Source organism: Streptomyces sp. NBC_00448, assembly GCF_036014115.1.
In the GTDB taxonomy this organism is placed as follows: domain Bacteria; phylum Actinomycetota; class Actinomycetes; order Streptomycetales; family Streptomycetaceae; genus Actinacidiphila.
In genome coordinates, this window is the sequence record NZ_CP107913.1 from 3,042,325 (window position 1) to 3,054,497 (window position 12,173).

At 73.0% G+C, this 12,173-nt stretch carries 12 protein-coding genes; 8 read left to right on the forward strand and 4 right to left on the reverse strand.

What is annotated here, in order from left to right:
* Positions 1 to 44 precede the first annotated feature (44 nt).
* The 5 genes from OG370_RS12855 (at position 45) to fabF (ending at position 4,994) form a co-directional block, all read left to right on the forward strand.
* A complete protein-coding gene (locus tag OG370_RS12855; RefSeq protein WP_328474050.1) occupies positions 45 to 1,184 on the forward strand; it encodes a PucR family transcriptional regulator in 1,140 nt (379 codons plus the stop codon).
* A 90-nt stretch (positions 1,185 to 1,274) separates the two neighbouring features.
* Complete coding sequence (locus tag OG370_RS12860) at positions 1,275 to 2,270, forward strand: ACP S-malonyltransferase (RefSeq protein WP_328463681.1); 996 nt, start codon at positions 1,275 to 1,277, stop codon at positions 2,268 to 2,270.
* Complete coding sequence (locus OG370_RS12865) at positions 2,267 to 3,301, forward strand: ketoacyl-ACP synthase III (protein WP_328463683.1); 1,035 nt, start codon at positions 2,267 to 2,269, stop codon at positions 3,299 to 3,301. The genes OG370_RS12860 and OG370_RS12865 overlap by 4 nt, the downstream gene beginning before the upstream one ends.
* 67 nt (positions 3,302 to 3,368) lie before the next feature.
* The gene (locus tag OG370_RS12870) at positions 3,369 to 3,617 is read left to right on the forward strand and encodes an acyl carrier protein (protein WP_328463685.1); all 249 of its coding nucleotides are present in this window, start codon (positions 3,369 to 3,371) and stop codon (positions 3,615 to 3,617) included.
* 108 nt (positions 3,618 to 3,725) lie between these two features.
* Entirely contained in the window at positions 3,726 to 4,994 is a 1,269-nt protein-coding gene (fabF, locus tag OG370_RS12875) for a beta-ketoacyl-ACP synthase II (protein ID WP_328463687.1), read from the forward strand.
* A gap of 122 nt (positions 4,995 to 5,116) precedes the next feature.
* Here the strand turns inward: fabF and OG370_RS12880 are convergent, their stop codons facing one another.
* A complete protein-coding gene (locus OG370_RS12880; protein ID WP_328463689.1) occupies positions 5,117 to 5,998 on the reverse strand; it encodes an NAD(P)-dependent oxidoreductase in 882 nt (293 codons plus the stop codon).
* Between the two features lie 148 nt (positions 5,999 to 6,146).
* Positions 6,147 to 6,641, reverse strand: coding sequence for a DUF3145 domain-containing protein (locus tag OG370_RS12885; protein ID WP_202233532.1), 495 nt, complete (start codon positions 6,639 to 6,641; stop codon positions 6,147 to 6,149).
* 257 nt (positions 6,642 to 6,898) lie between these two features.
* Here OG370_RS12885 and OG370_RS12890 point away from each other — a divergent pair, with 257 nt between their 5' ends.
* The gene (locus OG370_RS12890) at positions 6,899 to 7,816 is read left to right on the forward strand and encodes an SGNH/GDSL hydrolase family protein (RefSeq protein WP_443060658.1); all 918 of its coding nucleotides are present in this window, start codon (positions 6,899 to 6,901) and stop codon (positions 7,814 to 7,816) included.
* A gap of 75 nt (positions 7,817 to 7,891) precedes the next feature.
* Positions 7,892 to 8,509, forward strand: coding sequence for a GNAT family N-acetyltransferase (locus OG370_RS12895; RefSeq protein ID WP_443060863.1), 618 nt, complete (start codon positions 7,892 to 7,894; stop codon positions 8,507 to 8,509).
* Between the two features lie 39 nt (positions 8,510 to 8,548).
* Here the strand turns inward: OG370_RS12895 and OG370_RS12900 are convergent, their stop codons facing one another.
* Positions 8,549 to 11,011, reverse strand: a complete 2,463-nt coding sequence (locus OG370_RS12900) for a glycoside hydrolase family 3 protein (protein WP_328463699.1) — start codon at positions 11,009 to 11,011, stop codon at positions 8,549 to 8,551.
* A 171-nt stretch (positions 11,012 to 11,182) separates the two neighbouring features.
* Positions 11,183 to 11,611: an organic hydroperoxide resistance protein gene (locus OG370_RS12905; RefSeq protein ID WP_328463701.1), complete on the reverse strand. Its 429-nt coding sequence runs from the start codon at positions 11,609 to 11,611 to the stop codon at positions 11,183 to 11,185.
* A 111-nt stretch (positions 11,612 to 11,722) separates the two neighbouring features.
* Here OG370_RS12905 and OG370_RS12910 point away from each other — a divergent pair, with 111 nt between their 5' ends.
* Positions 11,723 to 12,142: a MarR family winged helix-turn-helix transcriptional regulator gene (locus tag OG370_RS12910; RefSeq protein WP_328463703.1), complete on the forward strand. Its 420-nt coding sequence runs from the start codon at positions 11,723 to 11,725 to the stop codon at positions 12,140 to 12,142.
* Positions 12,143 to 12,173 lie beyond the last annotated feature (31 nt).

The following is a 12,173-nucleotide window of genomic DNA, read 5'->3' on the forward strand; positions in this document are numbered from 1 at the left end:
CGCACGCCTCCTCGGAGCCGCCCCGCGGCGACCACACCGCGACCCTGCGGCGGCTGGAGAAGTCCGCCGGCCGGCTGGCCGCGCACGCCATCGCGCGGATGGACGAGCAACTTCCCTGGTACCGGGCGATGCCCCCGGAGAACCGCAGCTGGATCGGGCTGGTCGCGCAGGCCGGTATCGCCGCGTTCACCGAGTGGTTCCGCCACCCCGAGGCCCCGCAGGCGATCAGCACCGACGTCTTCGGCACCGCGCCGCGCGAGTTGACCCGGGCGATCTCGCTGCGCCAGACGGTGGAAATGGTGCGCACCACCATCGAGGTCATGGAGTCGGCGATCGACGAGGTCGCCGCGCCCGGCGACGAGGGCGTGCTGCGCGAGGCGCTGCTCGTCTACGCCCGGGAGATCGCCTTCGCCACCGCGCAGGTCTACGCGCAGGCCGCCGAGGCGCGCGGCGCGTGGGACGCCCGGCTGGAGTCGCTGGTGGTCAACGCGGTGCTCTCCGGGGAGGCCGACGAGGGCGTGCTGTCGCGGGCCGCCGCGCTCGGCTGGAGCTCGCCGGACAAGATCGTGGTGGTGCTGGGCACCGCGCCCAACGGCGACAGCGAGCTGACCGTGGAGGCGATCCGGCGGGCCTCCCGGCACGCGAAGCTCCAGGTGCTCACCGGGGTGCTCGGCGAGCGGCTGGTGGTGATCGCCGGCGGTGACGACGACCCGATCCGGGTGGCGAAGGCGCTGATCGGGCCGTTCGCGCCGGGTCCGGTGGTGGCCGGCCCGGTGGTCGGCGACCTGCTGTCGGCGACCAGGTCCGCGCAGGCCGCGGCGGCCGGGCTCAAGGCGTGCCGGGCCTGGCCGGACGCGCCACGCCCGGTACTCACCGACGATCTGCTACCGGAGCGTGCGATGGCGGGCGACCGCTATGCTCGCAGTCAGCTGGTGGAGGAGATCTACAGGCCGCTTGAAGAGGCGGGCTCGGCGCTACTGGAGACTCTGAGTGTCTACCTGGAGCAGGCATCCTCGCTCGAAGGTGCCGCACGGATGCTGTTCGTGCACCCCAATACGGTTCGCTACCGGCTGCGACGTGTGACTGATGTCACCGGTTGGTCACCTTCCGACGTGCGTTCGGCGTTCACCCTGCGCATCGCGCTGATCCTGGGACGTCTCTCGGACGGCGACCGGCCTCGCTGACGCGTTTGTTGGACACCCACAAATCGGCTGACACTTCTTCGTCCTTGTCCCCACGGGCGGTGACACCCGCCCGCGAGAGAGAGTGTGAACGTGCTCGTACTCGTCGCTCCCGGCCAAGGCGCCCAGACGCCCGGCTTCCTGTCCCCCTGGCTCGACCTGCCCGGCGCGGCCGACCGCCTCGCGGGCTGGTCCGACACGGTCGGCCTCGACCTGGTCCACTACGGCACGAAGGCCGACGCGGACGAGATCCGCGACACGAAGGTGGCCCAACCGCTGCTGGTGGCCGCCGGGTTGCTGTCGGCCGGTGAGCTCGGCCTGTTCGGCAACGGCGGCACCGGGCGGCCCGACGCGGTCGCCGGCCACAGCGTCGGCGAGATCACCGCGGCCGTGCTGGCCGGAGTCCTCTCCGAGCAGGACGCGCTGTCGTTCGTGGCTGCCCGCGGCCGCGCGATGGCCGAGGCCGCGGCGGTCACCGAGACCGGCATGTCCGCGGTGCTCGGCGGCGACCAGGACACGGTGCTCGCCCATCTGACCGGCCTCGACCTCACCCCGGCGAACATCAACGGTGCCGGCCAGATCGTGGCGGCCGGCACCCTGGAGCAGCTCGGCGTGCTCGCCGAGCAGCGGCCGGAGGGCTCCCGGGTACGGCCGCTGGCGGTGGCCGGTGCCTTCCACACCGCCCACATGGCCCCCGCGGTGGCCGCGCTGGAGGCGCTCGCGCCAAATCTGACCGTCGCGGACCCTTCTTTGCCGTATGTCTCGAACGCGGATGGGCAGAAGGTGGACAAGGGCGCGGAGGTCGTGCGCCGACTGGTCACGCAGGTTTCGCACCCGGTGCGCTGGGACCTGTGCATGGAAACGTTCAAGCAGCTCGGGGTCACCGCGATCATCGAGGTGTCGCCGGGTGGCACGCTGGTCGGCCTGGCCAAGCGCGCCCTGCCAGGGGTCCGCACCCTGGCGCTGAAGACACCGGAGCACCTGGCGGCCGCGCGCGAGCTGGCCGCCGAGACGGCGGGCAACTCGCCGCAGGGTGCGCCGGCAGACTCCATCCCGCAGGACGCGACAGAGGAGCACCCGCAGCGATGACAGCGAAGATCAGCCCCAGCAAGGGTGCCCCCCACGCACGGATTCGCGGGGTGGGCGGCTACCGCCCGGTCCGGGTGGTTCCCAACGAGGTCATCCTCGAACACATCGACTCCAGCGACGAGTGGATCAGGTCCCGGTCCGGGATCGCCTCCCGGCACTGGGCCGGGCCGGACGAGACCGTCGCGGAGATGTCGATCGAGGCGGCCGGCAAGGCGATCGCCGACGCCGGCATCGACGCCTCCGACATCGACGCCGTCGTGGTCGCGACCGTCTCGCACTTCAAGCAGACCCCGGCGGTCGCCACCGAGATCGCGCACCGGATCGGCGCGGGCAAGCCGGCCGCGTTCGACATCTCGGCCGGCTGCGCGGGCTTCACCTACGGCCTGACCCTCGGCAAGGGCATGATCACCGACGGCACCGCCGGCCATGTCCTGGTGATCGGTGTGGAGCGGCTCAGCGACCTCACCGACAAGGAGGACCGGGCCACCGCCTTCCTCTTCGGCGACGGCGCGGGCGCGGTCGTGCTCGGCCCGTCGAAGGAACCCGCCATAGGACCGACGGTCTGGGGCTCCGAGGGCGACAAGTCCGGCACCATCACCCAGACGGTGGCCTGGGACCAGTTCCGCAGCGGCGACGAGTCGCAGCTGCCGGTGGACTCGCACGGCGAGGTCAAGTTCCCGGCGATCACCCAGGAGGGCCAGGCGGTCTTCCGCTGGGCGGTCTACGAGATGGCCCGGGTGGCCCAGGAGGCGCTGGACGCCGCCGGGATCTCCGCCGCGGACCTGGACGCCTTCATCCCGCACCAGGCCAACATGCGCATCATCGACTCCATGATCAAGGCGCTCAAACTGCCCGACCACGTCGCGGTGGCCCGGGACGTGGAGACCACCGGCAACACCTCGGCGGCCTCCATCCCGCTCGCGATGGAGCGGCTGCTCGCGTCCGGCGCGGCCAAGAGCGGCGACACCGCTCTGATCATCGGGTTCGGGGCGGGGCTGGTCTACGCGGCCACGGTCGTTACTCTCCCCTAGACACACCTCGCGGCGCCGCAGTCCCGCACGCCGCATCGACAGCGAAACATCAAGGAGCGCCCCAGACATGGCAGCCACCAAGGAAGAGATCGTCGCCGGTCTCGCCGACATCGTGAACGAGATCGCCGGCATTCCCACCGAGGACGTGCAGCTCGACAAGTCCTTCACCGACGACCTGGACGTCGACTCGCTGTCCATGGTCGAGGTCGTCGTGGCGGCCGAGGAGCAGTTCAGCGTGAAGATCCCGGACGACGACGTCAAGAACCTCAAGACGGTCGGCGACGCGGTCGACTACATCCTCAAGGCCCAGAACTGAGTCGGCTCCCCAGCCGCCTCACCCCCCGTGACGGGTCCCGCGCGGACCCGTGAACACCCGGACGACGCGCCTGTCGCCCGCCCTTCTAGACGTGGAGAGACAATTCCTGTGAGCCCGACCAATCACACCGTGGTCGTCACCGGTATCGGAGCAACCACACCGCTGGGTGGCGACAGCGCGTCGACCTGGGAAGCGCTGCTGGCCGGCCGTTCCGGTGTCCGGACGCTTCCGCAGGAGTGGGCGGCCGAGCTGCCGGTGCGCATCGGCGCGACCATCGCCGTCGAGCCGGGCGAGGTCCTGCCCCGCCCGCTCGCCCGCAAGCTCGACCGCAGCGCGCAGTTCGCGCTGATCGCGGCGCGCGAGGCATGGGCGGACGCCGGGTTCACCGCGAAGGCCGGCGAGGACCCCTCGGTCGACCCGGACCGGCTGGGCGCGGTGATCGCGTCCGGCATCGGCGGCGTCACCACGCTGCTCGACCAGTACGACGTGCTGAAGAACCAGGGCGTCCGCAAGGTCTCCCCGCACACCGTGCCGATGCTGATGCCCAACAGCCCGGCGGCGAACGTCGGCATCGACGTGAACGCCCGCGCGGGCGTGCACACCCCGGTCAGCGCCTGCGCGTCCGGCGCGGAGGCGATCGGCTACGCGATCGAGATGATCCGCACCGGCCGGGCCGACGTGGTGGTGGCCGGCGGCACCGAGGCGGCCATCCACCCGCTGCCCATCGTGGCCTTCGGCAACATGATGGCGATGTCCAAGAACAACGACGACCCCGAGGGCGCCTCCCGGCCCTACGACGCGGCCCGCAACGGCTTCGTGCTCGGCGAGGGCGCCGGCGTGGTGATCCTGGAGTCCGTGGAGCACGCCGCCGCGCGCGGCGCGCGCATCTACTGCGAGGCGGTCGGCCAGGGCATCTCCGCCGACGCGCACCACATCACGCAGCCGGAGCCGTCCGGGCGCGGCATCGCCTCGGCGCTCCAGCACCTGATGGAGAACACCGACATCAAGCCGGCCGAGATCGTGCACGCCAACGCGCACGCGACCTCCACCCCGCAGGGTGACATCGCCGAACTCAAGGCGCTGCGGAAGGTGTTCGGGGACGACGTCGACCACATGGCGATCTCCGCGACCAAGTCGATGACCGGGCACCTGCTCGGCGGTGCCGGCGGGATCGAGACGGTGACGACCGTGCTCGCCCTGCACAACCGGCTCGCGCCGCCCACGATCAACCTGGAGAACCCGGACCCGGAGATGGACGCGGATGTCGTCCGCGGCGAGCCCCGTCCGTTGCCCGCCGGCACCATCGCGGCGCTCAACGACTCCTTCGGGTTCGGCGGCCACAACGTCGTCCTGGCGCTCCGTACGTTCCCGCAGTAACGGGACCCTCCGGGGTGCCCGGACCCGTGGTGCCAGGACCTTGCGGTCCGTGGATGGTTGTTCGCGCGGTTCCCCGCGCCCCTTGGTAAGCGCGGCCGCTACCAATGGACGCGGGGAATCGGCTATTTCTGCGGGAAGCTCGCGAAGTAGTTGGCCGCCATGTCGTCGCCGCCGTGGCCCTGTTCGGCGGCGCGCCGGAAGCGCTCCGCCCCCGCGGCCGCGAGGTCGAGCCGGACTCCGTTGCGCTCGCCGGCGTCGGCGATGAGCCGTAGGTCCTTCAGCGCGCCCTCGACCGTGAAGGACGGCGTGTAGTCGCCGGAGCGGATCACCGCGGCCTTGAGCCGCAGATACGGCGTGTCCATCGCCCCGCCCTCGATCGCCTCGAAGAAGCGGTCCGGGTCCACCCCGAGCGCTTCGGACAGGGCCATCACCTCGCCCGCGGCGTTGGTGATCGCCAGCACCCAGCTGTTGATCACCAGCTTGAGCGCGCTCGCGGCGCCGCCGGCCCCGTCGTCGCCGACCCAGATGACCTTGCGGCCGATCGCCTCGAAGACCGGCCCGACCAGCGCCTTCGCCGCGGCGGGCCCGGCCGCGAGCACCGTCAGGTCGCCGCTCTCCGCGGGCGCCTTGGTGCCGAGCACGGGAGCGTCGAGGAAGAGCAGGCCGTTCGCCGCGGCGACCGCGGCCAGTTCGCTCTGCGCGTCCGGCCCGACGGTGCTGCTCTGCACCCACACCGCGCCCTGCTTCAGCGCGGGCGCGGCCGTGCGCATCACGTCGAGCACGGCCGGTCCGTCGAGCAGCATCGTGAGCACCACGTCGGCGCCCCGTACGGCCTCGGCCGGGTCGGCGGTGACATGGACCCCCGCCTCGGCGAGCGGCTGCGCACGGGCGATCGTACGGTTCCAGGCGCGGACCTGGTGTCCGGCGGCGGCGAGGTTGCGGGTCATACCGGCACCCATGATGCCGGTGCCCAGGACTGCGACGGAGAGCTTCTGCGATGACATGCGAGCAGGCTATTGCGCGGCCGCGGCGAACACAGGACGGCGTACGACGGGACGCGGCGCGGTCGTCCGCCTGGTCGTACGCCTGGCCGTACGGCGGTGGCGCGGCCGGCCGCGCGGCGGGGCCGTACGGCGCGGGGCGCCGCGGCGGTCAGACCACCTGGTGCAGCCAGCGGACCGGCGCGCCCTCGCCCGCGTAGCGGAAGGGCTCCAGTTCGTCGTCCCAGGGTTTGCCGAGCAGCCGGGACAGCTCGGCCTCCAGGTCGGCCTCGCCCTTGCGGGCGCGCTGCATCGCGGCGCGCAACCGGTCCTCGGGGATGAGGATGTCGCCGTGCATGCCGATGACCGCGTGGAAGATGCCGAGTTCGGGGGTCGCGCTGTAGCGCTCGCCCTCCGCGGTCGCGCACGGCTCCGCGGTGACCTCGAAGCGCAGCAGCTGCCAGCCGCGCAGCGCGGACGCCAGCTTCGAGGCGGTGCCGGGCTCTCCCTGCCAGGAGAACTCGGCGCGCCAGGTGCCGGGAGCCGCGGGCTGCCGGACCCAGTCGAGGTTCACACGCACGCCGAGGACGCCCGCGACGGCCCACTCCACATGTGGGCACAACGCGCGCGGTGCGGCGTGCACGTACAGAACACCACGTGTCGTCACCGGTACCTCCAGTGTGGGACGAGGTTCGCCTTCCCCAGCGGCCTCACCCTCGTACTGGTTGAACCCGGGGCAACATGACACATTCTGCACTATTCAGCTGAATCAGGACAACTTTCGTCACCGTCGCCCGTCGACCGTCGACCTCCCGTCAGATCGGTTCGCCTGTCAGGGAAAAGCTACCCTGCGGCGTCTTCCTGGGAGTGGCGTACGGTCGGGCTGACGGCAGATGTCACCCACTCGTCGGAGGGAAGAAGCGCATGCGGATGCTGTCGCGACACGCTCTGGCACTCACCGTGACCGCGGTTCTGCTGGGCGGATGCGGATTCGGCGGCGGTGCGCCGCACAGTGGCCGGGGGACGCCTCCCGCACACAGTTCGCAATCCGGGTCCGCCGCGCCCGCCGGCGGCACCCCGCGCGAGGCGGCCCCGGCGCGGCCGTGGAACACCCACCCGAGCAGCGTCGCCGCGCTCGGCGACTCCATCACCCGCGGCTTCGACGCCTGCAAGCCGGTGTCGGACTGCCCGGACGTGTCGTGGGCCACCGGCGGCCGGCAGCAGGTCGACAGCGTCAGCACGCGGCTGGGCGCCGCCAGCAGCTGGAACGTGGCCCGGTCGGGCGCGCACATCGCCGACCTGCCCGACCAGGCCCGCGCCGCGGCGGCCCACCACCCCGCGATGGTCACCGTGCTGATCGGCGCGAACGACGCGTGCGCGGCCGACACCGGCACGATGACGTCGGTGGCCGACTTCCGTGCCTCCTTCGACAGCACCCTGTCCTATCTGCACCGCACGCTGCCCACCACGCAGGTGCTGGTCGCCAGCATCCCCGACCTGCAACGGCTCTGGTCGGTCGGCAAGGCCAACCCGCTGGGCCGCGAGGTGTGGAAGCTCGGGCTGTGCCCGACGATGCTGGACGACCCGACCTCCGACAGCCCGGCCGCCACCCAGCGGCGTACGGCGGTGCGCGACCGCGTGCAGGCGTACAACACGGTGCTCGGCCAGGTCTGCGCGACGTACCAGCGCTGCCGTTACGACGGCGGCGCGGTCTTCGCCTACCGTTTCGACACGAGAGACCTCAGCGACTGGGACTGGTTCCACCCCAACCCGCAGGGAGAGTCCCAACTGGCCCGGATCATGGCGGCGGTGGCCGGCCGCCCGGCGACGGCGACGAGCTAGCCGGCGCCCTCCCAAAGGCGCCGGCGCCCCCTGCGCAGACCTACCGAAACGACAGGAAGCGAGCCCATGGACTCGATCCGCATCCGCACGGCCCGCCTCGACGAACTGCGGCTGCTGCAGGGCGTGGAGGCCGCCGCGGGGCGGTGTTTCCGCGAGATCGGCATGCCCGAGATCGCCGACGACAGCCCCCTCCCGCTCGCCGAACTCGCCCGCTACCAGCAGGCCGGGCTCGCATGGGTCGCGGTCGACGCGCGAACGGGCCAGGGCCCGGACACGGACACGGACACGGACACCGGCCCGGGAGCGGACACCGGCCCGGGAGCGGGCGTCAGCGCGGGCCCGGAAGCGGGCGCCGGGCGGGACAAGGAGACGCCCGTCGCGTACCTCATCGCCGACCCCGTCGACGGCAACCTCCACGTCGAGCAGGTCTCGGTCCACCCCGACCGCGCGCACCGGCGGATCGGCCGCGCCCTGCTCGACCACCTCGCCGACCACGCCTCGGCCCGCGCGATCCCCGCGCTGACGCTCACCACCTTCACCCAAGTGCCGTGGAACGCGCCGTACTACGCGCGCTGCGGATTCCGCGCCCTGGACGACGCCGAACTCACCGCCGGGCTCCGCCGTATCCGCGCCCGCGAGGCCGCCTACGGCCTGGACCGCTGGCCCCGGGTCTGCATGCGCAAGGACCTGTGACCCGGCCGGCGACGCCGAAGACCTGCCGTGCCGCGCGCCTCAGCCGACCGGGTGGGAGAGGGTGGCCGTCAGCCGGGAGTCGGCGCTGGAGCGGGCCGCGTCCAGGGTGAACGGCCCCGGCGCCGGCCGCCATCCGCCGGCCGCCTCGTCCCAGAACTCCGCTGCCCGCAGGGGAAGTTCGAGCACGGCCTCGGCGCTCTCGCCCGGCTCGGCCGTCACGGTCGCGAACCCGGCCAGCCGGCGGGCGCCGCCGGACGGTGTGAGGTAGACCTGCACGACCTCCCGGCCGGCCCGGTCGCCGCTGTTGCGCACCGTGACCCGTACCGTCGCCAGCACGCCGTCCGCCGGGGAGGGTTGTGCCTCCAGCGCGGTGTACTCCCAGGTGGTGTAGCCCAGTCCGTGCCCGAAGGGGTACGCGGGGGCGGGTCCGGTGCGGGCGGCCCAGGCGCGGTAGCCGATCGACGGCCCTTCGTCGTACCGCAGTTCGCCGTCCTGGGGGGCCACCTGGCTGATCGGGGCGTCGGCCAGTCGGGCCGGCCAGGTGGTGGGCAGCCGGCCGCCCGGCTCCTCGGCGCCGAGCAGCACGTCGGCCAGCGCCGCCCCGGCCTCCTGGCCGGGGAACCACGCCAGCAGCACCGCCGCCACGTCCTCGCGCCACGGCATCTCCACCGGAGCGCCCGCGTTGACCACCACGACCGTGCGCGGGTTGACCGCGGCCACCCGTGCCACCAGCTCGTCCTGCCGGCCCGGCAGCCGCAGGTCGGTCCGGTCGAAGCCCTCGGACTCCACCCGCTCGGTCGTCGCGACCACCACCACGGCGGTCTCCGCGGCAGCGGCCGCCGCGACCGCCTCGGCCAGCAACTCCTCCGGGTCCTGCTCCGGTTCGCCGTGCAGCAGGCTGAACCCGACCGCCTGGATGGGCAGTTCGGCCAGCTCCGGCGGCAACTCGTAGCGCAGCGAGACCCGTACCGGCTGGTCGGCGGCCAGCTCCACGGTTCCGCGTTCCGCCGGGCGGCCGAAGAACGCCTCGAACGGGTCCTCGTGCGCGTCGGCCTGGACCCCCTCGAAGAGCACCCGCCCGTCGACCTCCAGCCGGAACCCGCCGTTGCCGCGCGTGCCGAACCGGTGCGCGCCGGCCACCGCCGGCACGAACTCCCCGCGCACCTCGACCGCGCTCACCTCCTCGTACACCACGCCCTCGGGCAGGTCGCCCATCCACTGCACCTGCCCGCTCGGCAGCGGCTCGCTGCCCAACTCCCGCCCCCGCGCGTCCAACGCGACCGCGTGCAGCGCGAAACCCGGCCCTGCGGTGCCCAGTTCGTCACTCGGGTCGGCGCCCACCGCGTACACCAGCGGCTCCTGCCGCGGCAGCGCCGCCCGCAGGCCGTCCAGCGGCGAGACCACATGGTCGGGGAAGACCTGCGCCGACCCGCCGCCGAGCACCCGGGCGTGCCGCGCCGCCGCGCCGATCAGCGCCACCCCGCCGCCGTAAGGGTCGATCGGCAGCACCGGGCGGCCCTGCCGCGGCTCGTTCCGCACCAGCACGCAGCCGCGCACGGCGACCTCGCGGGCCAGCGCCGCGCCGTCCACCTCGGCCGGCCGTTCCGCCACGTCCGCCGGCGCCCCCGCGAGCACCCCGGCCCGCGCCGCCAGCCGCAGCACCCGCGCCGCCGCCTCGTCGACCAGCCGCTCGTCCACCTCGCCGGCCCGCACCGCCGCGTCCAGCGCCTCGCCGTACACCGTCATCGGGCCGGGCATCGCGATGTCCAGCCCGCCCACGAGCGCGCCCACCGTCGACCGCGCCCCGAACCAGTCCGACACCACCACCCCGTCGAAGCCCCACTCCTCGCGCAGCACCCCGCGCAGCAGCGCCTCGTGCTCCGTCATCGACACGCCGTTCACCGCGTTGTACGCCGCCATCACCCCCCACGGCCGCGCGTCCCGCACGATCGCCTCGAACGGTGCCAGATACAGCTCCCGCAGCGCCCGCTCGCCCACCACGTTGTCCACCGTGAACCGCTCGCTCTCGGCGTCGTTGGCCACGAAGTGCTTCACCGTGACCCCCACACCGCCGTCCTGCACGCCCCGGACGTACGCCGTGCCGATCACGCCGGTGAGATACGGGTCCTCGCTGTACGCCTCGAAGTGCCGCCCGCCCAGCGGGCTGCGATGCAGGTTCACGGTGGGCGCCAGCAGCACATGGACTCCCTTGCGCCGGGCCTCCTGCGCCAGCAACCGCCCCACCCGCCGGGCCAGTTCCGGGTCCCAGCCCGCCGCCAGCGCCGTCGGACTCGGCAGCGCGACCGACGGGTCCACCGCCGTCCAGCGCCGCCCCCGCACCCCGATCGGCCCGTCCGACATCACCAGTTCCCCCAGCCCCACCTCGGGCACCGCCCCCAGGGCCCACATGTCCTTGCCCGCCAGCAGCCCCGCCTTCTCCGCCAACCCCAGCTTCCCCAACGCCTCGGCAACCACCCGCTCGACCGCGCCCCGCTCCGCCATCCCGCCATCCCTCCGCCGCCGACGACTGATCCGCGGCCCCAGTATCACCGCCCGCCCCCACCCAGGAGGAGACCTCGGCACGTCCGGGCCCATGACGCCGCTCGCCCCCCGGCAGGGCGCCGGGGGGCGAGCGGTGGAAAGCGAAAGGGCGGCGAAACGGAGCGCGGCGGGTCAGATCACGCTGAGCCGCACATCCACGTTCCCGCGCGTCGCGTTGGAGTACGGGCACACCTGGTGCGCCTTCTCCACCAGGTCCTTCGCCGTGGCCTCGTCCACCTCGGGAATCGACACCGCGATCTCGACGGTCAGCCCGAACCCGCCGCTCCCGACCTTCCCGATCCCCACCTTCGCGGTCACCCGCGACCCGGAGATGTCGGCCTTCGCCTGGCGCGCCACCACGCCCAGCGCCCCCTGGAAGCACGCGCTGTACCCCGCCGCGAAGAGCTGCTCCGGGTTCGTCCCCGCCCCGCTCCCGCCCATCTCCTTCGGCGGGTTCACCACCACGTCGAGCTTGCCGTCGTCACTCGCGACCCGGCCGTCCCGGCCGTTCTCCGCGGTGGCAACCGCCGTGTACAGGACATCTACGGACTGGATGGTCATGAACGGTTCCTCCTGAGGAACGGCCTCGCGTCGCGCCTGCAATGTTTCCTTGCCTAATGAACGATGTCCTTGATGTTTCAGATTGTCAAGGAAACAGGTACCCTCGCCCCCATGACCCGCCGCATGGACCCGCTCACCGCCGAGGTGCTCGACCTCATCGGCACGGTCGTGGCGCGCTACCACCAGGAGTACGACGCGGCCGCGGCCGTGCACCACCTGACCGGCGCGCAGGCCCGGGTCCTGGCGCTGCTGGCCACCGACCCCTTGCCGATGCGCAAGATCGCCGAGCGGCTGAAGTGCGAGCCGTCCAACGTCACGGGCATCGTGGACCGGCTGGAGGCGCAGGGCCTCGCCGAACGCCGCAACAACCCGGCCGACCGCCGGGTCAAGCTCGCGGCTGCCACCGACCGGGGGCGCGCGACGGCCGAACAGCTCAGGGACTCCCTGGAGTTCGCCCGCGAACCGCTGGCGGCGCTGTCGGAGGGAGAACGCGGCGTGCTGCGGGACCTGCTCGCCCGCATGGTGCGGTAGGGCCGCACGGCTCGGCAGGCCCGGACGGTTC